17 protein-coding genes and 1 tRNA gene are annotated in these 22,997 nt (G+C 44.4%); 14 read left to right on the top strand and 4 right to left on the bottom strand.

What is annotated here, in order from left to right:
• Position 1 precedes the first annotated feature (1 nt).
• The 4 genes from QNM16_RS24995 to cysG form a co-directional block, all read right to left on the bottom strand.
• Complete coding sequence (locus QNM16_RS24995) at positions 2-1,696, bottom strand: SLC13 family permease (RefSeq protein ID WP_284023006.1); 1,695 nt, start codon at positions 1,694-1,696, stop codon at positions 2-4.
• Between the two features lie 64 nt (positions 1,697-1,760).
• The gene (gene cysN, locus QNM16_RS24990; protein ID WP_284022929.1) at positions 1,761-3,176 is read right to left on the bottom strand and encodes a sulfate adenylyltransferase subunit CysN; all 1,416 of its coding nucleotides are present in this window, start codon (positions 3,174-3,176) and stop codon (positions 1,761-1,763) included.
• Positions 3,176-4,075, bottom strand: coding sequence for a sulfate adenylyltransferase subunit CysD (gene cysD / locus QNM16_RS24985; protein WP_284022928.1), 900 nt, complete (start codon positions 4,073-4,075; stop codon positions 3,176-3,178). The genes cysN and cysD overlap by 1 nt, the downstream gene beginning before the upstream one ends.
• 35 nt (positions 4,076-4,110) lie before the next feature.
• Complete coding sequence (gene cysG, locus QNM16_RS24980; RefSeq protein ID WP_284022927.1) at positions 4,111-5,532, bottom strand: siroheme synthase CysG; 1,422 nt, start codon at positions 5,530-5,532, stop codon at positions 4,111-4,113.
• A gap of 391 nt (positions 5,533-5,923) precedes the next feature.
• On the opposite strand from cysG, the gene deoC reads away from it, so the two are divergent.
• From deoC to QNM16_RS24910, 14 genes are all read left to right on the top strand, one after another.
• Positions 5,924-6,682 (top strand): deoxyribose-phosphate aldolase, encoded by a 759-nt coding sequence (gene deoC / locus QNM16_RS24975; RefSeq protein WP_284022926.1) that lies wholly within the window; start codon positions 5,924-5,926, stop codon positions 6,680-6,682.
• A gap of 306 nt (positions 6,683-6,988) precedes the next feature.
• Positions 6,989-7,065, top strand: a tRNA-Trp gene (locus QNM16_RS24970).
• 128 nt (positions 7,066-7,193) lie between these two features.
• Positions 7,194-7,571 (top strand): preprotein translocase subunit SecE, encoded by a 378-nt coding sequence (gene secE / locus QNM16_RS24965; RefSeq protein ID WP_023400589.1) that lies wholly within the window; start codon positions 7,194-7,196, stop codon positions 7,569-7,571.
• 4 nt (positions 7,572-7,575) lie between these two features.
• Entirely contained in the window at positions 7,576-8,133 is a 558-nt protein-coding gene (gene nusG / locus QNM16_RS24960) for a transcription termination/antitermination protein NusG (protein ID WP_023400588.1), read from the top strand.
• A 185-nt stretch (positions 8,134-8,318) separates the two neighbouring features.
• A complete protein-coding gene (gene rplK, locus QNM16_RS24955; RefSeq protein ID WP_010387320.1) occupies positions 8,319-8,747 on the top strand; it encodes a 50S ribosomal protein L11 in 429 nt (142 codons plus the stop codon).
• A 6-nt stretch (positions 8,748-8,753) separates the two neighbouring features.
• Positions 8,754-9,458: a 50S ribosomal protein L1 gene (rplA, locus tag QNM16_RS24950; RefSeq protein ID WP_023400587.1), complete on the top strand. Its 705-nt coding sequence runs from the start codon at positions 8,754-8,756 to the stop codon at positions 9,456-9,458.
• Positions 9,459-9,794: 336 nt separating this feature from the next.
• Positions 9,795-10,289, top strand: a complete 495-nt coding sequence (gene rplJ, locus QNM16_RS24945) for a 50S ribosomal protein L10 (RefSeq protein ID WP_284022925.1) — start codon at positions 9,795-9,797, stop codon at positions 10,287-10,289.
• Between the two features lie 72 nt (positions 10,290-10,361).
• Complete coding sequence (rplL, locus tag QNM16_RS24940; protein ID WP_023400585.1) at positions 10,362-10,724, top strand: 50S ribosomal protein L7/L12; 363 nt, start codon at positions 10,362-10,364, stop codon at positions 10,722-10,724.
• 264 nt (positions 10,725-10,988) lie between these two features.
• On the top strand, positions 10,989-15,014 hold the full coding sequence (rpoB, locus tag QNM16_RS24935) for a DNA-directed RNA polymerase subunit beta (RefSeq protein ID WP_284022924.1): 4,026 nt from the start codon (positions 10,989-10,991) through the stop codon (positions 15,012-15,014).
• Between the two features lie 104 nt (positions 15,015-15,118).
• Positions 15,119-19,300, top strand: a complete 4,182-nt coding sequence (gene rpoC, locus QNM16_RS24930) for a DNA-directed RNA polymerase subunit beta' (RefSeq protein WP_284022923.1) — start codon at positions 15,119-15,121, stop codon at positions 19,298-19,300.
• 429 nt (positions 19,301-19,729) lie between these two features.
• The gene (rpsL, locus tag QNM16_RS24925) at positions 19,730-20,104 is read left to right on the top strand and encodes a 30S ribosomal protein S12 (protein ID WP_010387308.1); all 375 of its coding nucleotides are present in this window, start codon (positions 19,730-19,732) and stop codon (positions 20,102-20,104) included.
• Between the two features lie 102 nt (positions 20,105-20,206).
• On the top strand, positions 20,207-20,677 hold the full coding sequence (gene rpsG / locus QNM16_RS24920) for a 30S ribosomal protein S7 (RefSeq protein WP_063361551.1): 471 nt from the start codon (positions 20,207-20,209) through the stop codon (positions 20,675-20,677).
• Between the two features lie 27 nt (positions 20,678-20,704).
• A complete protein-coding gene (gene fusA / locus QNM16_RS24915) occupies positions 20,705-22,819 on the top strand; it encodes an elongation factor G (protein WP_039611449.1) in 2,115 nt (704 codons plus the stop codon).
• 57 nt (positions 22,820-22,876) lie between these two features.
• A partial coding sequence (locus QNM16_RS24910) for a GTP-binding protein (RefSeq protein ID WP_284023005.1) occupies positions 22,877-22,997 on the top strand: 121 nt, incomplete at its 3' end.

The raw sequence follows: 22,997 nt of genomic DNA, 5'->3' as shown, positions 1-22,997 counted from the left end.
ATTAAAAGGGAAAGACCAATGGGATCAAGGTCAGGACGGTAATAGAATAAATAATTGATAGCGGAACGCCTACCGTAACATAGTCTTTTATGCGGTAGTTTCCGGCACTATACACCATCAAGTTTGTTTGATAACCAAAGGGTGAAATAAAGCTGGCTGACGCACCAAATGCAACAGCCATAATAAAGGGAAGTGGGTCTACGCCAAAACCAATGGCTAGTGCATAAGCCACTGGAAAAGACAATGCAGCTGCTGCATTGTTGGTGATAAGTTCCGTAAAGACCACTGTCATCACAAAGATGGCGATAAAGGCACCATAAGGCCCAAAGTCTCCGAGTAATAAAAAGAGGGCATCAGAGAGCTGAGCAGCCAAGCCGGTTTCTATCATTAATTTGGCAAGGCCAATTGCGCTGCCGACAATCGCCAGTAACTCAATCGGGAAGCGGCGTTTCATTTCGTTCACCTTTATGGTGCCAAGGGCAACCAGTGCAAGTAGCAGCACCATCAGCCCTTTTACTAAAGGCACGATGTCAAAGATCCCCAAACCAATGACCGCTGCAAATCCAATTAATACATGGCCAGATTGCTTTTTAGTTAAATGTGTTTGTAAATCTAGTCCTGAGATATACACAAACTCGCGCTTGAGATCTGGCAGATTATAAAAGTCACTGCCAGGCGCCAGAATGAGTGAGTCGCCCGCTTGCAATTTTACTTTACCAAGGCCGCCTTGTAAGCGGTCATGACCACGACGTATGGCGATAACGGCGGCATGAAACTGCTCGCGAAAACGGATTTCTTTAATGGTTTTACCAATATATTTGGATGACTGACTCACCACGACTTCGACCAAGTGTTCTACGTCTTTTTCGTGTTTATCATGGACCACTTGAAGGCCATCAAAGCGACGTAATAAAGGTACTGATTTTATGTCGCCAACAAAGAGTAAAACGTCTCCTTGGCAAATTTCTTGCTGTGGGGTTACAGCGCAAATGCGTCGTTCACCGCGGATAATTTCTGCTAGGAATAAGTCTTTTAAATCACGCAGTCCATTCTCTTCTACAGTGCGACCAATTAGTTTTGAGTCTACAGCGACCTTGCCTTCTAAATAAAAGGGCACCACTTCTTGGTCTTCGGTACCGTGGTCAGGAAGGAATTTAAGCAGTAATAGTATGGTCATTAGGCCCACGACAAGTGCGCCAATACCCACTAACGTAAAATCAAAAAAGCCCAGCGGAGCCATGCCAGCATCAACGGCAAAACCATTGACGATTAAATTTGTTGATGTGCCAATGAGCGTTAATGTACCGCCTAAGATTGCGGTATATGACAATGGCAAAAGTAATTTAGAGGGCGAATGCGTTTGGCTCTCTTTGATGGTACTGATAAGCGAAGCCACAACCGCAGTGTTGTTCGTGAAAGACGATAAAAACGCGGTAGAGAGGCCAAGCTTCATCACTGATTTTGATAAGCTGCCACTGGCAAGTGTGCTGGCAAGCTTTTGAACCAATGTGGTTTTCTCAATGGCAATAGAAACTAAGATCAATAAAACAAGGGTGATCAAAGAGGGGTTGGCGTAGTTCACCAACATAGATTCCAACTCGATTAATCCGGTTAAATAACTCACGCCAATGGCGCTGACGAATAGCCAAGCTGGATTGAGTCGTGTGCCAAATAAGCACACGACTAAAGCGAGCATAATGCCTGTTAAGATGATCTGATCAACTAGCACGTTTTTCTCCCAATAACAGGCATAAATCCACTTACTTCAACTTACTGATATCAAGCGCTTGCCAGTGTGGGAAGTGCTTGCGTACTAATGCGTTGAATTCAAGTTCAAAAGCACTGAACTCAGAGGTTGTTGCAGAGTCTTCAGCCAATAGCGCTTCAATCATACCTGCGCCAATCGTCAGATTGCTGATACGGTCAATCAGGATGAATGAGCCTGTTTCGTGGTTGCTGCGATAGATATCTGCCACAATGCTTTCGGTTAGCTCAAGCGTGACAATGGCAATTTCATTCAATTGCAGTTGCTCAGCTTGGCCTGTCTCAAGCGTGTTCACATCAATGGTGTGATCAATTTTGCGTACGATGGCTGAGGTATTTTTACTGCCCAACTTGAAGTTATAGTTTTTACCCAGTACAAGCGGCTCTTCATGCATCCACACGAGTTTTGCTTGGATCAGGTTAGTCACTGAGGCTGTTGAGTCTGCAGGAACAATTACGTCACCACGGCTAACGTCAATCTCATCTGCCAATGTAATTGTAAACGCTTGACCAGTCTGCGCTTGCTCTAGGTTACCATCAAAAGTGACAAGCTCTTTGATAGTTGAAGACTTACCCGATGGTAGGACTTTAACAGCTTGGCCTGCACTTAATGAGCCTGATGTTAGTGTGCCTTGGAAGCCACGAAAATCTAAGTTTGGACGTACCACATACTGTACTGGGAAGCGCGCTTCAAAAGCATGGTTTGCTTCAGCTGCTGGAGAGTCTTCCAGTAGCTCAAGTAGTGGCTTATCAGTGTAGTAAGGCGTCTTTTCAGAGCGTGTTACTACGTTGTCGCCTTTAAGAGCAGACATTGGAATAAACTTGATATCTGAGACATTAAGTTGCTCAGCAAACTGCAAGTAATCTGCTTTGATCTTCTCAAAAACGGCTTCGTCAAAATCAACGATGTCCATTTTGTTGATAGCGACCACAAACTGCTTGATGCCTAAAGAGTCACAAATAAAGCTATGACGTTTAGTCTGTACCTGCACACCGTAACGAGCATCAACCAAGATAATCGCTAGATCACTCGTTGAAGCACCGGTAACCATGTTGCGGGTGTACTGCTCATGTCCAGGGGTGTCAGCAATGATGAACTTACGCTTTGCCGTTGAGAAATAACGGTATGCAACGTCAATGGTGATGCCTTGCTCACGCTCAGCTTGTAGACCATCTACAAGTAGAGCTAAATCTAGCTCTTCACCAGCGTTACCAACTTTCTCGTTATCTTTGTGAAGTGCAGCAAGCTGATCTTCATAAATTTGATGGCTGTCATGTAGCAAGCGGCCGATAAGTGTCGACTTACCGTCATCAACGCTACCACAAGTCATCATGCGTAATAAGCTTTTGTCTTGTTGACGAGACAGATAGGCCTCAATGCCCAGTTCTCTTACTTCGTTCGCTGTCGACATTAGAAATACCCCTCGCGTTTTTTCTTCTCCATAGAGCCCGCAGAATCGTGGTCAATAACACGACCTTCACGCTCCGATGATGTGGATAGCAGCATTTCTTCGATGATGCCGGTTAATGTATTGGCTTCAGATTCAACTGCACCTGTCAGTGGGTAGCAGCCTAGTGTACGGAAGCGCACAGACTTCATCTCAGGTACTTCGCCTTCTTCTAGTGGCATACGCTCGTCATCAACCATGATCAATGTACCGTTACGCTCAACTACAGGGCGCTTATCTGATAAGTACAGCGGGACGATTTCGATGTTTTCTTGGTAGATGTATTGCCAAATATCTAGCTCTGTCCAGTTAGATAGCGGGAAAACACGGATACTTTCGCCCGGGTTAACTTGACTGTTATACGTATTCCAAAGTTCTGGGCGCTGATTTTTAGGGTCCCAGCGGTGGTGCTTATCACGGAATGAGTAAACACGCTCTTTAGCACGTGATTTTTCTTCGTCACGTCGTGCGCCACCAAATGCCGCATCAAAGCCATACTTATCAAGCGCTTGCTTTAAGCCTTGGGTTTTCATCACGTCAGTGTGTTTTGCTGAGCCGTGTGTAAACGGGCCGACGCCCATGGCGATGCCTTCAGGGTTCTTGTGAACAATCAGATCAAAGTTATATTCTTGTGCTAGGCGATCGCGAAACTCAATCATTTCACGGAATTTCCAGTCTGTGTCTACGTGTAGTAGTGGGAATGGAATCTTCGCTGGGTAAAATGCTTTACGAGCCAAATGCAGTAACACTGAAGAGTCTTTACCAATAGAGTAAAGCATCACTGGGTTATCAAACTCTGCAGCGACTTCGCGAATAATCTTTATACTTTCAGCTTCAAGTTGCTGAAGGTGGGTTAAAGCCATTGTTCGTCGTCCTACTGTTAATTAAATTAATTCTATTAAGCTACTTGGGTAATAGGCTGTGCAAAACTACTGACTTGCTCCGTTTGCCCAAACCATGCTAATTCTTCGTGTAGTGCAGCCACCTCACCAATGATCAACAGTGCGGGTGATTGAATATTATGCTGCTCTATTTTTGTTGCCAATTCACCGAGTGTGCCGCGAACGACACGCTGTGACTGACGTGTGCCATTTTCAACAATGGCAATAGGTGTTTCAGGTGCTCTACCGTGTTCTAGTAGTTTGGCCTGAATATGCGGTGATTTAATCACGCCCATGTAAACAGCCAAGGTTTGGTTTGATTGCGCAAGACCACGCCAATCCAACTCTTGACCATCTTTTTTACAGTGCCCAGTTACAAACTGAATAGCTTGTGCATGGTCTCTGTGTGTTAATGGAATACCTGAATATGCACTACAACCTGCCGCTGCGGTGATACCAGGGACAATTTGATATTTAACGCCGTGTTTAGCCAGTACTTGAACTTCTTCGCCGCCGCGGCCATAAATGAATGGATCACCGCCTTTGATACGGCATACCTTTTTACCTTGCTTGGCATAATTCACCAGCATTTGGTTCGTGTCTTCTTGCTTAACACTATGATGGCCTGCTTTTTTACCGACACAGACTAAATCCGCATCGCGTCTCACTAGCTCCATAATTTCATCAGACACTAGGTAGTCATAAACCACAACATCCGCTTGTTGCATAAGTTGTAGGGCTTTAATGGTCAGTAACTCTGGGTCGCCTGGACCTGCACCGACAACATACACTTCGCCTTCTGGCGCACTAGGCTGCGTCAACATGTCATTAAGTTGTTGCTGTGCACCTTGCTCATCGCCCACTTGGACTTTACTGACGACACTTGAATCAAACACGCGCTCCCAAAATTGACGGCGGTCTGAAAAAGTATTGAAGCGTGCTTTAACTTGCTCTCTGAATTCCCCAGCAAGTTTGGCTAACTTCCCCGTATGATGAGGTATTAGTGTTTCTAATTTTTCTCTTATTCTACGAGCTAATACAGGTGCTGTACCGGCACTTGAAATGGCGATGGTGATGGGATCCCTATCAACGATAGACGGGAAGATAAAACCACATTTAGGTTGGTCGTCTACCACATTAACGAAAATGTTTTGCGCATTGGCAGCATCAAAAACCGCTTTATTAACCGCTTCATTGTCGGTCGCGGCAATGATTAGCATCATGCCCAATACGTGATGTGTGTCAAAATATTCATTAATGAGTGTTAGGCGGCCCTGATCGGCCAGCTCTACAAGTTCTGTACAAAATTCAGGGGCGACAACAGTTACATTGGCGCGTGCTTTTAAAAATGCTTGGCATTTTCGTAACGCGACGTCACCGCCACCGACGACCAATACTGGTTTATCGTCTAACTTAGTAAATATTGGTAAGTATTGCACAAACATTCGCCCCTAAATGCATAACCTTGATTTAAGCCAACTCAAATGACTTAGTAGGAGAGCAGAATATAACGCCCTTAAAAGACGAAAAAATAATATTAACCCAAAATATATAACTAAAAGTTATATGCAGCCTTTGATTTTGGTTTAAGGCTTATATTTCAAGGCTTAGAGCCTAAAATGTATCGATATTAGCAACTTATAGCGATTGGTTATGAGATATAATTGATCGACTAGCGTCGTTCAAACTAAGTTTCCAAGGATCAAAGCACGTTTTTGCGGACAAATGTCCTGTAGAGGCGGCGTGTAATTGATTTTACTGGGAGCATACGAATAAAACTGTTTGATAGCTATTAAACCATCGGGTGGTTTGAAGTTTTAAGGAGACGTCATGAGTACACAGCAGCAAGCTACGGCGAGCGATGCGATACGCGTGCTTGAGCTAATGGATTTAACTTCGCTTAATGAAGATGATACACCTCAAAGTATTATTGCTATGTTGGATAGCATTGATGCAAATATTGCGTTGCCTGCCGCAGTATGTGTTTATCCGCAATTTGTTGCATTATGCAAAGAGGAGTTGGCATCACGGGGTTGGCAAGGTGTGAAAGTGGCAACAGTGACTAACTTTCCATGTGGTGAGCAACCTCTTACTCAAGTACTGGCGCAAACACAACAAGCCATTGATGACGGTGCTGATGAGATAGATTTGGTGATGCCTTACAACCAAGTAATTGCAGGCGATCCGGATACACCGTGGCAATATGTTCACTCAAGCAAAAAAGCCTGTGGTAACTCTGTGACACTCAAAGTGATTATTGAAACTGGTGTACTAGAACAGCCAGAATTAATTGCACAAGCAAGTGATATCGCGATACTAGCAGGCGCAGATTTTATAAAAACTAGTACAGGAAAGGTACCTGTAAATGCGACTTTAGCAGTTGCACAAGTGATGCTTGAACGCATTAAAATCAATGGTAAAGCGGTTGGCTTTAAGGCTGCTGGCGGGGTTAAGACTGTTTCGCAAGGGATCCCTTACCTCGATATGGCAGCTAATATCATGGGCCATGATTGGGCTCAGGCGTCTACTTTCAGGTTTGGGGCATCTAGCTTGCTAGCAGACGTAAAAAAAGTGGTTACGCAAGATTAAGTTCATTAATAAAGCGATGCATTTCAAATGTCGCTTTATTTTTTCATCTTAACTATTCACGTCAGTTTATCATACAAAAAAGACGAGTTTGGTCTGACTAACACTTGATATTTAATCTAATCTCACCAATATCCCTTATATTGCTACAGATAATCGTGCTTGTAGCGATGACTATTGTGTTAAATGTGATGGCTTGCAACTGTGTTTAATAACTGATTGAAAAACAAAAGTTGTGAAAATCGTACGATGTATAACTTTTACACTTGTTTTCAGTTTGTTCGTCAGTATAATGGGCATCCACTTTGCAGGGGCGTAGTTCCAATTGGTAGAACAGCGGTCTCCAAAACCGATGGTTGCGGGTTCGAGTCCTGCCGCCCCTGCCACTCAATACTTTTTAGTCCAAATTTAAAATAATGTGTGTTGCACTCGTCGCTTATTTGTAAATTTGGATTTAATGGATTAACCCTGTCTAAGACAGGGTTGTTGTGTCTGTATTTAAGGTAAAACAATTATGAGCACTAATGTTGAAAACCCGTCTAGCTCGATGGACACGGTAAAATGGCTAGTTGCAGTTGTACTACTCACTGGCGCAGTAGTTGGTAACTATATGTACGCAGATATGTCTGCGTTAGTACGCGCAGTAGGTGTAGTAGTTGCTGTGGGTGCCGCTCTAGGTATCGCTGCGACGACTGAAAAAGGTCGTACTTTTATTGCGTTTGCAAAAGAGTCTCGTATTGAGGTTCGTAAAGTTGTATGGCCTACGCGTCAAGAAGCAACGCATACTACAATTATCGTGATGGCAGCAACTGTAGTAATGGCACTTATCCTTTGGGGATTAGATGGCTTGCTATTCCGTGCTGTTGGCTTTTTAACTGGATTGGAGATCTGATCCCATGTCGGATGAGAACAAAGAAAAGAAATTACGTTGGTACGTAATTCAGGCGTTTTCTGGTTTTGAAAAGCGCGTTGCTCAAACTATCATTGAGCACATTAAAATTGAAGGCTTAGAAGAAGACTTCGGTGAAGTACTAGTACCTACAGAAGAAGTTGTAGAGATGCGTGCTGGTCAAAAGCGCAAGTCTGAGCGTAAATTCTTCCCAGGTTACGTCCTTGTTCAAATGGTGATGAACGACGCAACTTGGCACTTGGTGAATAGCACACCACGTGTAATGGGCTTTGTTGGCGGTACATCTGATCGTCCTGCACCAATTAGTCAGCGTGAAGCTGATCGTATTCTTAACCGTCTACAAGAGAACGCTGAAGCGCCTAAGCCAGCGACGCTGTTTGAGCCGGGTGAAGTGGTTCGTGTTATTGATGGTCCATTCGCAGACTTCAACGGTGTTGTTGAAGAAGTGGATTATGAAAAGAGTCGCTTAAAAGTATCTGTACTTATCTTCGGTCGTTCGACGCCGGTTGATCTTGAGTTCGGTCAGGTAGAGCAAGATACTTAATTTGCAGTAATTTTGTACTATTGCAAAAAATAATTGAAAAAGGCCGCTGATTAAACTATAATCAGCGGCCTTTTTGTAGGTAGGCTACGTCTGCCACGAAAAGAAAGAATTTTTTAATCGGGAAGCCGTTTGAGTACGCGTCCTCGCGCGCACAAGGCTAAGACCCATTTAACGAGGTTATTAACATGGCTAAAAAAGTTGAAGCTTTAATCAAGCTACAAGTTGCTGCTGGTATGGCTAACCCTAGTCCTCCAGTAGGTCCTGCACTAGGTCAACACGGTGTAAACATCATGGAATTCTGTAAAGCGTTCAACGCACGTACAGAGTCTATCGAAAAAGGTGCACCGGTTCCTGTAATCATTTCTGTTTACAACGACCGTTCATTCACTTTTGATATGAAAACTCCACCTGCATCTTACCTTCTTAAGAAGGCTGCAGGTATCAAGTCTGGTTCTGGCCGTCCAAACACTGAGAAAGTTGGTACTGTAACACGTGCACAACTAGAAGAGATTGTTGAGACTAAACGTCCTGACCTTACTGCTGCTGATATGGACGCAGCTGTACGCACGATTGCAGGTTCTGCACGTGCAATGGGCTTGAATGTAGAAGGGTAATTGAGAATGGCTAAATTAACTAAGCGTATGCGCGTAATCCGCGAGAAAGTTGACGTAACTAAAGAGTACGAAATCAACGAAGCTGTTGCTCTTCTTAAAGAACTAGCTACTGCTAAATTCACTGAAAGTGTTGACGTTGCTGTAAACCTTGGCATCGACGCTCGTAAATCAGACCAAAACGTACGTGGTGCAACTGTACTACCACACGGTACTGGTCGTGAAGTACGCGTTGCTGTATTCACTCAAGGTGCTAACGCAGACGCTGCTAAAGAAGCTGGTGCTGATTTAGTAGGTATGGAAGACCTTGCTGAGCAGGTTAAGAAAGGCGAAATGAACTTTGACGTTGTTGTTGCTTCTCCAGATGCAATGCGCGTTGTTGGTCAACTAGGTCAAATCCTAGGTCCACGTGGTCTTATGCCTAACCCTAAAACTGGTACTGTAACACCTAACGTTGCAGAAGCAGTTAAAAACGCTAAAGCTGGTCAGGTTCGTTACCGTAACGACAAGAACGGTATCATCCACACTACAATCGGTAAGGTTGACTTTGACGCGAACCAGCTTCAAGAAAACCTTGAAGCACTTATCGTTGCTCTTAAGAAGGCTAAGCCTTCTCAAGCGAAAGGTACTTACTTGAAGAAAGTAAGCATCTCAACGACTATGGGCGCGGGTGTTGCTGTAGACCAAGCTACTCTAAACACGCAACTAGCGTAATTTAGATTTTAGCGTTTACATGGCGTAAAAATTAGACTATAATTTTGCGCCATTTCGTTGAGAAGTCACTTCCAACGAAGCAAAGAATTCGGGTTGAAGCGTATAATTTCGAACTGTTGTTTATCAAATTTGGTCTACAATAAAATCGATAAATTGCGTTTCCGTCCAAGACCGTAGGTGTAACCTAGTTACTTAATCTTCCTACGTAGACGGTGTGAATCCCAGCTAGATTTTCCTAATCTTCTGGTTCTCGCCGTAAAAAGCAGCTCAGAGTCATTTGACTGTGAGTAAAGTAGAACTGGGGACTTGTTCCCATATTAACCAGGAGTAACACCCATGGCTTTAAATCTTCAAGACAAAAAAGCAATTGTTGCTGAAGTCAACGAAGCTGCCAAAGGTGCTCTATCTGCAGTAGTTGCAGATTCTCGTGGTGTAACAGTAGATGCTATCACTGCGCTTCGTAAAGAAGCTCGTGAAGCAGGCGTATGGATGAAAGTTGTCCGTAACACGCTTGCAAAACGCGCTGTTGAAGGTACTGATTATGAGTGCCTTAACGAATCGCTAGTAGGCCCAAGCCTAATCGCTTTCTCTTCAGAGCACCCAGGTGCTGCTGCTCGTATCTTTGCTGATTTCGCAAAGAAAAACGAGTTGTTCGAACTGAAAGCGGCTGCATTTGAAGGCAATGTTGTTGACGTAGATATGCTTGCTAAGCTACCTACTTACGACGAAGCTGTTGCACGCTTAATGAGCGCTATGAAAGAAGCGTCAGCTGGTAAATTGTGTAAGACAATTGAAGCTGTACGTGTTCAGAAAGCTGAAGAAGCTGCTTAATCGCACCTTTTACACTTTCATCAATAAATTTTTTTGAACCTCATGGGTTCGTGATTAATTAGGAAACTTAAAATGTCTGTAACTAAAGACCAAATCCTTGACGCGATTGCTGAAATGTCAGTAATGGAAGTTGTTGAACTAGTTGAAGCAATGGAAGAAAAATTCGGCGTAACTGCAGCTGCTGCTGTTGTTGCTGCTGGTCCAGCTGAAGCTGCTGAAGAGAAGACTGAGTTCGACGTAATCCTAGCTGGCGCTGGCGGTAACAAAGTTGCTGCTATCAAAGCTGTACGTGGTGCAACTGGTCTTGGCCTTAAAGAAGCAAAAGCTCTTGTTGAGTCTGCTCCTGCGCCAATCAAAGAAGCTGTTTCTAAAGAAGAAGCTGAAGCACTTAAGAAAGATCTTGAAGAAGCTGGTGCTGAAGTTGAGATCAAGTAATCTAGCATACGCTAGGTTCGCTGCCTGAGAAATCAGGCAAGGGCTGGTGATTTTTTAATCACCGGCCCTTTTGCGCTCTAGAGCGAAAGTATTACTATTGCGCAATAAAAACCTAAATTCTTCAAGTTTTTCAATAATTTAAACCTTTTGGGAAACTGTTGGGTTTAGGTAGACAATTTAGATGTTGTTATCATGGCTTAGATGCCAATGAATGCTGTTCTGCATGAACAGGTTGGGTCAAAGATCAGCAAGCTGAGGAACCCCATGGCTTACTCTTATTCTGAAAAGAAACGTATCCGTAAGGATTTTGGTAAACGTCCACAAGTTTTGGATATACCTTTCCTTTTGCAAACGCAGTTGGAATCGTTTAAAAAATTCATTACGCCGGACGCGGATGGCGATACTGGATTGGAAGCTGCATTCCGTTCTGTATTCCCTATCAAAAGCTACTCGGGCAATTCTGAACTTCAATACGTGAGTTACCGTATCGGAGAACCAGTATTCGATGTAAAAGAATGTCAAATTCGCGGCGTGACTTATTCTGCTCCACTTCGCGTTAAATTACGTCTTGTGTTAATGGACAAAGAAGCTCCAGGCACAGTCAAAGACATTAAAGAGCAAGAAGTTTACATGGGCGAGATCCCGCTCATGACAGACACAGGTACTTTCGTTATTAACGGTACCGAGCGTGTTATCGTTTCTCAGCTACACCGTTCACCTGGTGTATTCTTTGATAACGACCGCGGTAAATCACACTCATCGGGTAAAGTGCTTTATAACGCACGTGTTATCCCTTACCGTGGTTCATGGTTAGACTTTGAATTTGATGTTAAAGATAACCTTTTCGTTCGTATTGACCGTCGTCGTAAGCTACCGGCTTCAATCATTTTACGTGCACTAGAGTACACAACAGAGCAAATTCTTGATCTGTTCTTCGAAACAACTAGCTTCGAAGTAGTAAACGGTAAAGTGATGATGGAACTAGTACCATCTCGCCTACGTGGTGAAACTGCTGCATTTGATATTAAAGATGCAGACGGTGAGGTATTGGTTGAACAGAGCCGTCGTATCACAGCTCGTCACATCAAAAACATCGAGAAAAAAGGCATCACGCAACTTGAAGTACCACATGAGTACATCATTGGTCGCGTAGTTGCTAAAAACTACATCGATGAGTCAACAGGTGAGATCATTGCTGAAGCGAATGCTGAATTATCGCTAGAGCTAATGGCTGAGCTTGTGAAAGCGGGTCACACTAAGATCGATACGCTTTACATCAATGAAGTAGACAGCGGTGCGTACATGTCAGAGACTGTTCGTATTGATTCTTCTTCAAACCGCCTAGAAGCATTGGTAGAAATTTACCGCATGATGCGCCCTGGCGAGCCACCAACGAAAGATGCTGCTGAAGCACTATTCGATAACCTATTCTTCTCTGATGAGCGTTATGATCTATCAACGGTAGGTCGTATGAAGTTCAATAGCCGTGTTGGTTATGATTCAGATACAGGCCCAGGCACACTGAGCAAAGAAGACATCGTTTCTGTTATGAAAGTCCTTATCGACATTCGTAACGGTAAAGGTGAAGTGGATGATATTGACCACTTAGGTAACCGTCGTATTCGTTCTGTTGGTGAAATGGCTGAAAACCAATTCCGTGTTGGTCTAGTACGTGTTGAGCGTGCTGTACGTGAGCGTCTAAGTCTAGGTGATCTAGATAACGTGATGCCACAAGATTTGATCAACGCTAAGCCGATTTCTGCAGCTGTTAAAGAATTCTTTGGTTCTTCTCAGTTGTCACAGTTCATGGACCAAAACAACCCGCTTTCAGAAGTAACGCACAAGCGTCGTATTTCTGCATTAGGTCCGGGTGGTTTGACACGTGAGCGTGCAGGCTTCGAAGTTCGAGACGTACACGTAACGCACTACGGTCGTGTTTGTCCAATCGAAACGCCTGAAGGTCCAAACATCGGTCTAATCAACTCATTGTCAACGTATGCTCGTACAAACGACTATGGTTTCCTAGAGACTCCATACCGTAAAGTTGTTGACGGTATCGTTACTGACGAAGTTGATTACCTATCTGCAATTGAAGAAGGTCAGTTCGTAATCGCACAGGCGAATACAAACTTGACTGAAGAAAATCAGTTCGCAGAAGAGCTAATTCCATGTCGTCACAAAGGTGAATCAACCTTTATGCCTAGCGACAGCATCCAGTATATGGATGTATCTCCACAGCAGGTTATCTCTGTGGCAGCGGCACTTATCCCATTCCTTGAACACGATGATGCAAACCGTGCATTGATGGGATCGAACATGCAACGTCAAGCAGTACCAACACTACGCGCTGATAAGCCGTTAGTAGGTACAGGTATCGAGCGTACACTTGCAAAAGATTCAGGTGTAACAATCGTTGCTAAGCGTGGCGGTGTAGTTAAGTACGCTGATGCGAGCCGTATCGTTGTTAACGTTAATGAAGATGAGCGCGTTCCAGGTGAAGCGGGTATCGACATTTACAACTTAACTAAGTACACGCGCTCGAACCAAAATACATGTATCAACCAAAAACCAACTTGTATGGTTGGTGAGCCAGTAGTACGTGGTGACGTACTTGCTGATGGTCCTTCAACGGACTTAGGTGACTTGGCACTTGGTCAGAACTTACGTGTTGCGTTCATGCCTTGGAATGGTTACAACTTCGAGGATTCAATCCTACTTTCAGAGCGAGTTGTACAAGAAGATCGTCTAACTACGATCCACATCCAAGAGCTACAGTGTATCGCTCGTGATACGAAGCTTGGTCCAGAAGAGATCACAGCGGATATTCCTAACGTAGGTGAGTCTGCACTTGGCAAACTAGATGAATCTGGTGTTGTTTACATCGGTGCTGAAGTGAAAGGCGGCGATATCCTAGTAGGTAAAGTAACACCGAAAGGCGAAACGCAGCTTACACCTGAAGAAAAGCTTTTACGTGCAATCTTCGGTGAAAAAGCGTCTGACGTTAAAGATAGTTCTTTGCGTGTACCTAACTCTGTATCTGGTACTGTTATCGACGTTCAAGTATTCACACGTGATGGTGTTGAAAAAGATAAGCGTGCACTAGAAGTTGAAGAAATGCAGCTTCGTGAAGCGAAGAAAGACTTCAACGAAGAGTTCAAGATCCTTGAAGGCGGTATTTTAAACCGTGCGCGTAAGCTACTTGTTGAATCTGGTCAAAATGAAGATGCAATTGCACTTCTAGGTGCTGAAAAGCTACTTACTCAGAGCCTTGCTGATGAAGCACAACAAGCAGAACTTGAGCAACTTGCTGCACAGTACGATGAGCTTAAAGCTGAATACGACAAGAAGTTTGAGAACAAGCGTCGCAAGATCACACAAGGTGATGACCTAGCGCCGGGCGTACTTAAGATTGTTAAAGTTTACCTAGCTGTTAAACGTCGTATCCAACCAGGTGATAAGATGGCTGGTCGTCACGGTAACAAAGGTGTTATCTCGACAATCGTACCAGTAGAAGATATGCCTTACGATGAAAGAGGTCGTACGGTAGACATCGTTCTTAACCCACTAGGTGTACCATCTCGTATGAACATCGGTCAGATCCTTGAAACGCATATGGGTCTGGCAGCACGTGGTATCGGTGAGCGCATCGAAGACATGATGAAAGAGCAAGCGGAGCTTCATGAGCTACGTGATTTCATCAAGAAAGCGTATGAGCTTGGTGACTGCCGTCAAGAAGTAGACATTGCTAGCTTCTCTGATGACGAAGTTCGTCGTCTAGCTAACAACCTTAAAGGTGGTCTACCAATCGCGACGCCAGCATTCGATGGTGCTAAAGAAAGCGAAATCAAAGAGCTACTAGAGCTGGGTGGTTACCCATCAAGTGGTCAGGTTACGCTTTATGATGGTCGTACTGGTGATGCGTTTGAGCGTCAAGTAACCGTTGGTTACATGTACATGCTGAAACTAAACCACTTAGTAGACGACAAGATGCACGCGCGTTCAACGGGTTCTTACAGCCTAGTTACTCAGCAGCCGCTGGGTGGTAAAGCACAGTTCGGTGGACAGCGTTTCGGTGAGATGGAGGTATGGGCATTAGAAGCATACGGTGCTGCCTATACACTACAGGAAATGTTGACAGTTAAGTCGGATGACGTAAACGGTCGTACTAAGATGTATAAGAACATCGTAGACGGTAACCACAAGATGGAACCGGGTATGCCTGAGTCATTCAACGTATTGTTGAAAGAAATCCGCTCGCTAGGTATCAACATCGAGTTGGAAGAAAGTTAATCCGACCGGCAGCTCTACTGAGCTGTCAATCCGGACTGTAACTGTAAAGAATGAAGGGGTGAGCAATGCTTGCCCTCAAGATTAACTCCGACAGGAGAGCTAAGGTGAAAGACTTACTTAAGTTTCTGAAGCAACAAAATAAGACCGAAGAATTCGATGCAATTCGCATTGGTCTTTCTTCGCCAGACATGGTTCGCTCATGGTCATACGGTGAAGTAAAGAAACCTGAGACAATCAACTACCGTACTTTCAAGCCTGAGCGTGACGGCTTATTCTGTGCCCGTATCTTCGGCCCAGTAAAAGATTACGAATGTTTGTGTGGTAAATACAAGCGATTAAAACACCGTGGTGTTATCTGTGAGAAGTGTGGCGTTGAAGTTACACTAACTAAAGTGCGTCGTGACCGTATGGGTCACATTGAGCTTGCAAGCCCAGTTGCGCACATTTGGTTCCTTAAATCACTACCGTCTCGTATCGGCTTAATGCTTGATATGACACTTCGTGACATCGAACGTGTACTTTACTTCGAATCTTTCGTAGTAACAGAGCCTGGTATGACAACGCTTGAGCGTGGTCAGCTATTAGGTGAAGAAGAGTACCTAGATGCACTTGAAGAGCACGGTGATGAGTTCGAAGCTAAGATGGGTGCAGAAGCTGTACTTGATCTACTTCGCGAACTAGACCTTGGTCAGCTAATCGCAGAAATGCGTGAAGAGTTACCTACAATTAACTCTGAGACTAAGCGTAAGAAAATTACTAAGCGTCTTAAGCTTATGGAATCATTCCACCAATCAGGTAACAACCCTGAGTGGATGATCATGAGCGTGCTACCAGTACTTCCACCAGATCTACGTCCACTAGTACCACTAGATGGCGGTCGTTTTGCGACTTCAGATCTGAACGACTTATACCGTCGTGTTATCAACCGTAACAACCGTCTGAAGCGTCTATTAGACTTAGCTGCACCAGACATTATCGTACGTAACGAAAAGCGTATGTTACAAGAAGCGGTAGATGCATTACTAGATAACGGTCGTCGTGGTCGTGCGATCACGGGTTCTAACAAGCGTCCACTTAAATCGCTTGCAGACATGATCAAAGGTAAGCAAGGTCGTTTCCGTCAAAACCTTCTTGGTAAGCGTGTTGACTACTCAGGTCGTTCTGTAATCACAGTTGGTCCAACGCTTAAACTTCACCAGTGTGGTCTTCCGAAGAAGATGGCACTAGAGCTATTTAAGCCATTCATCTACGGTAAGCTAGAGCGCCGTGGTATGGCGACTACCATCAAAGCTGCGAAGAAGATGGTAGAGCGTGAAGTACCAGAGGTTTGGGACGTACTTGATGAAGTGATCCGTGAACACCCAGTTCTATTGAACCGTGCTCCTACACTTCACAGACTTGGTATCCAAGCATTTGAACCGGTACTAATCGAAGGTAAAGCAATCCACCTACACCCATTGGTGTGTGCGGCGTATAACGCTGACTTCGATGGTGACCAAATGGCGGTACACGTACCGTTGACATTAGAAGCACAGCTTGAAGCACGTGCACTAATGATGTCTACAAACAACATCCTTTCACCTGCAAGTGGTGAGCCTATCATCGTTCCTTCACAGGACGTTGTACTAGGTCTTTACTACATGACACGTGATCGCATCAATGCGAAAGGCGAAGGTATTGCGTTTAAAGACCCGAAAGAAGCTGAAAAAGCATACCGTACAGGTAGCGCAGAGCTTCACGCACGCGTTAAAGTTCGTCTAACAGAGACAATCGTTGACGAAGAGACTGGCGAGCGTTCGGAAAAAACTCACGTTGTTGATACAACAGTAGGCCGTGCGATCCTTTCATTGATCATGCCAAAAGGTCTACCGTTTGAACTTATCAACAGAGCGCTTGGTAAGAAGCAGATCTCTGGTCTTCTTAATGAGTGTTACCGTCGCCTAGGTCTGAAAGACACAGTTGTGTTTGCCGACCAAGTGATGTACACAGGTTTCCACTATGCGATGAAGTCAGGTGTATCTATCGGTATTAACGATATGGTTATTCCACCTACTAAGACTGAAATCATCGAGCGCGCTGAAGCTGAAGTTGCTGAAATCAACCAACAGTTCCAGTCAGGTCTTGTAACTGCAGGTGAGAAATACAACAAAGTTATCGATATCTGGTCACGTGTTAACGAAAACCTTTCACGTGAAATGATGGCGAACTTATCGAAAGACACTGTAGTGAATGCACAGGGTGAAGAAGAGCAACAAGACTCTTTCAACTCAGTATTCATGATGGCCGACTCGGGCGCACGTGGTAGTGCAGCTCAGATACGTCAGCTAGCGGGTATGCGTGGTCTAATGGCACGTCCAGATGGTTCAATCATCGAAACGCCAATCACAGCTAACTTCCGTGAAGGTCTAAACGTACTTCAGTACTTCATCTCGACGCACGGTGCACGTAAAGGTCTTGCCGATACCGCACTTAAGACAGCGAACTCGGGTTACCTAACTCGTCGTCTAGTAGACGTAGCACAAGATTTGGTTATCAACGAATCAGATTGTGGCACGTTAGAAGGTCTAGTAATGAAGCCGCTAATCGAAGGTGGTGACGTTGTAGAACCACTTCGCGAGCGTGTTCTAGGTCGTGTTGTTGCAGAAGACGTATGTAAGCCAGGTACTGACATTGTACTTGTTGAGCGTAACGTAATGCTTGACGAAAAACTGTGTGACCTTTTAGAAGAGCACTCAGTAGATGAAGTTAAAGTACGTTCTGTAATCACTTGTGAAAATGACTTTGGTGTTTGTGCATTCTGTTACGGTCGTGACCTTGCACGTGGCCATATCATCAACCCAGGTGAAGCAGTCGGTGTAATCGCTGCTCAGTCAATCGGTGAGCCAGGTACACAGCTTACGATGCGTACGTTCCACATCGGTGGTGCGGCATCAAGAGCATCTGCTGAAAACAGCGTACAAGTTAAAAACAACGGTAGCATGAAGTTACACAATGCAAAATATGTATTGAATACTGATGGCAAGATCGTTGTAACTTCACGTTCGACTGAAATCACAGTTATCGATGAGCAAGGTCGTGAGAAAGAGCGTTATAAAGTACCTTATGGTGCGGTTCTTTCTGTACAAGATGGCGCTGAAGTTAAAGGTAATGATATTGTTGCTACGTGGGACCCGCATAGTCACCCAATCGTTATCGAGCACCAGTCAAAAGTATCGTTCAGCGATATCGATGACTCAAACACAGAAGCACAGACTGATGAGCTTACTGGTCTAACGCGTGTTGTTGTTAAAGACTTAGCTAAGGTGAATGCAAAAGAGCCTAAGTTAATCATTGAAAACGAAGAGCGTGGCCTACAAGAGATTCGTCTACCTTCATTCACCACGATTGAAATCACAGACGGCGCAACTGTTCAGCCGGGTGACGTATTAGCACGTATCCCGCAAGAAGGTTCGAAGACTCGTGATATCACCGGTGGTCTACCTCGAGTTGCTGACTTATTCGAAGCACGTAAGCCAAAAGATCCTGCAATCCTTGCAGAGATCACAGGTACTGTGAGCTTCGGTAAAGAGACGAAAGGTAAGAAGCGTCTAGTCATTACACCTGAACAAGGTGATGCTTACGAAGAGATGATCCCGAAATGGCGTCAGCTTAACGTGTTCGAAGGTGAACAGGTTGCTAAAGGTGAAGTTATTGCCGATGGTCCTGAGTCTCCACATGACATCCTACGTCTACGTGGCGTGACTGATGTATCAAACTACATCACGAACGAAGTTCAGGAAGTATACCGTCTACAGGGTGTAAAGATTAACGATAAGCACATTGAGACGATCGTTCGTCAGATGCTGCGTAAGTGTATCATCATCGATGGCGGTGACACTGAGTTCCTAGCAGGCGAGCAAGCTGAAGTTGCACGCGTTAATATTGCTAACCGCGAACTTGAGAAGCAAGGTAAGATCCCAGCGAAGTTTGAAATTCAGCTTATGGGTATTACTAAAGCGTCACTAGCGACTGAGTCATTCATTTCAGCAGCATCGTTCCAGGAAACAACACGTGTTCTAACTGAAGCAGCTGTAAACGGCAAGAGCGACGAGCTACGTGGTCTGAAAGAAAACGTAATCGTTGGTCGTTTGATCCCAGCAGGTACAGGTTTTGCGTATCACCAAGAGCGTATCAACCGTCGTAAAGAAAGCGAACTACCAGCTGAAGAGCAAACAGTAAGTGCAGAAGAAGCGTCACAAGCGCTAACAGACGCACTTAATGCTGACCTACTAGGTGGCAATAAGTAAGCTCTAAAGACGACATAGTCGATATTTAAAAGGCCGCCCAATAGGGCGGCCTTTTTGATCTTGCGCACAAATAAGCTTAAAGCAAAGAATATAGGTGTCATCTTGATGTCTTATAAAACTGTCAATATCTAGCGTTTTGCACTGTTTCTGATTGAGGGATAGCTAACGAGATAATTATCTGACACGGTTAAATCGTGGTTGTGCTATTTCATGCTATCGGTTTTTTGAGATCAGACACATTGTCAGTGAGTGGACGTAAAAATCCACAAAATCGACGAAAAGTAGTGCTGTAAAATGGATTTTTATTGACAGGTTAATCTTTGCTCATTAAAATTCGGCCACCCATTTATTCGTTCCATTAAAATGGAAGGAAAATTTGGGTCGATTTTATTTTTTCAGTAGTAATTTTAACTAATCAGGAGCTATTTAATGGCAACTATTAACCAGCTAGTACGTAAGCCACGTCGCAGCAAGGTTACAAAGAGCAACTCTGCTGCTCTTAAAGCTTGTCCTCAAAAGCGTGGTGTATGTACTCGTGTATATACAACTACACCAAAGAAACCAAACTCTGCATTACGTAAAGTAGCGCGTGTTCGTCTTACGAACGGTTTCGAAGTAACTTCTTACATTGGCGGTGAAGGCCACAACCTTCAAGAGCACAGTGTAATCCTTATCCGTGGTGGTCGTGTTAAAGACTTACCAGGTGTGCGTTTCCACACTGTACGTGGTGCGCTTGACTGTGCGGGTGTTAACGATCGTAAACAAGGTCGTTCTAAGTACGGTGCAAAACGTCCTAAGGGCTAATGGTTCTCCGTTAGTAAGGCCAAGCACTTAAGTTTTAATATTGAATAATTTGTTTTGGGTATTCGTTGAAAAAAACGAACCTGAAGATATCGGAGAGATAAAATGCCTAGAAGACGCGTAATAGGTCAACGTAAAATTCTTCCAGATCCGAAGTTCGGATCAGAACTTCTTGCTAAATTCGTTAACGTAGTAATGTTAGACGGCAAGAAATCTACTGCTGAAAAAATCGTATACGGTGCGCTAGACGTGGCTGCTGAAAAATCAGGCAAGTCGCACCTAGAAATCTTTGAAGCTGCACTTGAAAATGTACGCCCTGCGGTTGAGGTTAAGTCTCGTCGTGTTGGTGGTTCTACATACCAAGTACCAGTTGAAGTACGTCCAGTTCGTCGCAACGCATTAGGTATGCGTTGGTTAGTAGACTCTGCACGTAAGCGTGGCGAGAAATCAATGGGTCTTCGTCTTGCACAAGAGATCCTTGACGCTGCGGAAAACAAAGGCACTGCGGTTAAGAAACGTGAAGACGTTCACCGTATGGCTGAAGCGAACAAAGCATTCGCTCACTACCGTTGGTAATCTGCCCAAGACCTTTAAGAGGATATTATGGCACGTACTACTCCAATTGAGCGCTACCGTAACATCGGTATCTGTGCTCACGTAGATGCAGGTAAAACCACCACGACAGAACGTGTACTTTATTACACGGGCTTATCTCACAAAATTGGTGAGGTACATGATGGTGCTGCAACTATGGACTGGATGGAGCAGGAGCAGGAGCGTGGTATTACCATCACTTCTGCTGCGACAACGTGTTTCTGGAAAGGTATGGATGCTCAGTTCCCTGAGCATCGCATCAATATCATTGATACTCCAGGACACGTAGACTTTACTATCGAAGTAGAACGCTCTTTGCGTGTACTTGATGGTGCAGTTGTTGTTCTTTGTGCTTCATCAGGCGTACAACCACAAACAGAAACTGTTTGGCGTCAAGCCAATAAATACGAAGTTCCTCGTATGATCTTCGTTAACAAGATGGACCGTACTGGTGCAGATTTCTTGGCAGTTGTGGATCAGGTGAAAGACCGTCTTGGTGCGACACCTGTGCCTATTCAGTTACCAATTGGTGCTGAAGACGAATTTAAAGGTGTTATAGATCTCATCAAAATGAAAGCCATTAACTGGAACGAAAGTGACCAGGGCATGACTTTCACTTATGAAGAGATCCCGGCAGAACTTCAGGATTTAGCTGAAGAGTGGCACTCTCACTTAGTTGAAAGTGCAGCTGAAGCGACTGAAGAACTAATGGACAAATATTTAGAAGAAGGTGAGTTGAGCGAAGAAGAGATTAAATCTGCGATTCGCCAACTAACATTGAGCAATGAAATTGTGCCAATGTCATGTGGTAGTGCATTCAAAAACAAAGGTGTTCAAGCTGTGCTTGATGCTGTGATTGAATTCATGCCTTCACCAACAGAGGTTAAAGAGATTCAGGGTATCCTTGAGGACGACTCTGAAGCTACTCGTCCAGCAAGTGACGACGCGCCGTTTGCGGCGTTGGCGTTCAAGATTGCGACAGACCCGTTTGTTGGTACATTGACTTTCTTCCGAGTTTATTCTGGTACAGTTGGTCAAGGTGACTCTGTCTATAACCCTGTTAAGGGTAAGAAAGAGCGTTTTGGTCGTATTGTTCAGATGCACTCAAATTCGCGCGAAGAAATTAAAGAAGTTCGCGCCGGTGATATTGCTGCTGCGATTGGACTTAAAGACGTTACCACTGGTGACACGCTTTGTTCTCAAGATTCAGTGATCACATTAGAGCGTATGGAATTCCCAGAGCCAGTGATCTCAGTAGCGGTAGAGCCGAAAACAGTCGCTGATCAGGAAAAAATGGGCATTGCGCTAGGTAAACTAGCTGCAGAAGATCCGTCTTTCCGTGTTGAAACTGACGAAGAGTCAGGTCAAACGATCATCTCTGGTATGGGTGAACTTCACCTAGATATCATTGTTGACCGTATGAAACGTGAATTCAACGTTGTATGTAACGTTGGTAAGCCACAAGTGGCATACAGAGAAACCATTCGTGGTTCTGTAGAAGCTGAAGGTAAGTTCGTACGTCAATCTGGTGGTCGTGGTCAATATGGTCACGTATGGCTGAAATTGGAACCAATGGACTTTTCTGATGAAGACGCACCAACTTACGAATTCGTTAATGAAATCGTAGGCGGTACGGTTCCTAAGGAATACATTCCAGCGGTTGATAAAGGTATTCAAGAGCAAATGAAACAAGGTGTGCTTGCGGGCTATCCTCTGTTAGGTGTGAAAGCGACGTTATTTGACGGCTCTTTCCACGACGTTGACTCAAATGAAATGGCCTTTAAGATCGCCGGTTCAATGGGCTTCAGAAATGGTGCTTTAGAAGCGCAACCAGTGCTTTTAGAACCTGTTATGAAAGTTGAAGTCACTACCCCTGAAGAAAACATGGGTGACGTAGTAGGCGACTTAAATCGTCGTCGCGGCATGATCGAAGGCATGGAAGACGCTTTTGGTGGTCTTAAGCTTGTCAATGCACAAGTACCACTGTCTGAAATGTTCGGTTATGCAACTGATTTACGTTCTGCAACGCAAGGTCGTGCTTCGTACTCAATGGAATTCTCCAAGTACGCAGAAGCGGCGAAAAACGTTGCCGACGCAATAATTGCAGCTCGCGCTGTTAAGTAATTTTAGTTCGGTCCGGTCTTAGGACTGGACTTTAATTTCTTTATAGGAAATTTTAAAATGGCAAAAGAAAAGTTTGAACGTTCGAAACCGCACGTAAACGTAGGTACAATCGGCCACGTTGACCACGGTAAAACAACTCTAACAGCAGCAATCACTAACGTACTTGCAAAAGTATACG

Source organism: Pseudoalteromonas umbrosa (assembly GCF_030125375.1).
Taxonomy (GTDB): Bacteria; Pseudomonadota; Gammaproteobacteria; order Enterobacterales; family Alteromonadaceae; genus Pseudoalteromonas; species Pseudoalteromonas umbrosa.
Note: the sequence above shows the minus strand (reverse complement) of the source record. Positions and strands in the feature narration are given on the sequence as shown.

Excerpts from the sequence above, each read along its gene's own strand:
- QNM16_RS24995 (WP_284023006.1), bottom strand. The coding sequence starts at position 1,696 with ATGCTCGCTTTAGTCGTGTGCTTATTTGGCACACGACTCAATCCAGCT.
- rpsG (WP_063361551.1), top strand. The coding sequence starts at position 20,207 with ATGCCTAGAAGACGCGTAATAGGTCAACGTAAAATTCTTCCAGATCCG.
- rpoB (WP_284022924.1), top strand. The coding sequence starts at position 10,989 with ATGGCTTACTCTTATTCTGAAAAGAAACGTATCCGTAAGGATTTTGGT.
- nusG (WP_023400588.1), top strand. The coding sequence starts at position 7,576 with ATGTCGGATGAGAACAAAGAAAAGAAATTACGTTGGTACGTAATTCAG.
- cysD (WP_284022928.1), bottom strand. The coding sequence starts at position 4,075 with ATGGCTTTAACCCACCTTCAGCAACTTGAAGCTGAAAGTATAAAGATT.
- rplL (WP_023400585.1), top strand. The coding sequence starts at position 10,362 with ATGTCTGTAACTAAAGACCAAATCCTTGACGCGATTGCTGAAATGTCA.
- rplJ (WP_284022925.1), top strand. The coding sequence starts at position 9,795 with ATGGCTTTAAATCTTCAAGACAAAAAAGCAATTGTTGCTGAAGTCAAC.
- rplK (WP_010387320.1), top strand. The coding sequence starts at position 8,319 with ATGGCTAAAAAAGTTGAAGCTTTAATCAAGCTACAAGTTGCTGCTGGT.
- rplA (WP_023400587.1), top strand. The coding sequence starts at position 8,754 with ATGGCTAAATTAACTAAGCGTATGCGCGTAATCCGCGAGAAAGTTGAC.
- fusA (WP_039611449.1), top strand. The coding sequence starts at position 20,705 with ATGGCACGTACTACTCCAATTGAGCGCTACCGTAACATCGGTATCTGT.
- cysN (WP_284022929.1), bottom strand. The coding sequence starts at position 3,176 with ATGTCGACAGCGAACGAAGTAAGAGAACTGGGCATTGAGGCCTATCTG.
- rpsL (WP_010387308.1), top strand. The coding sequence starts at position 19,730 with ATGGCAACTATTAACCAGCTAGTACGTAAGCCACGTCGCAGCAAGGTT.
- secE (WP_023400589.1), top strand. The coding sequence starts at position 7,194 with ATGAGCACTAATGTTGAAAACCCGTCTAGCTCGATGGACACGGTAAAA.
- deoC (WP_284022926.1), top strand. The coding sequence starts at position 5,924 with ATGAGTACACAGCAGCAAGCTACGGCGAGCGATGCGATACGCGTGCTT.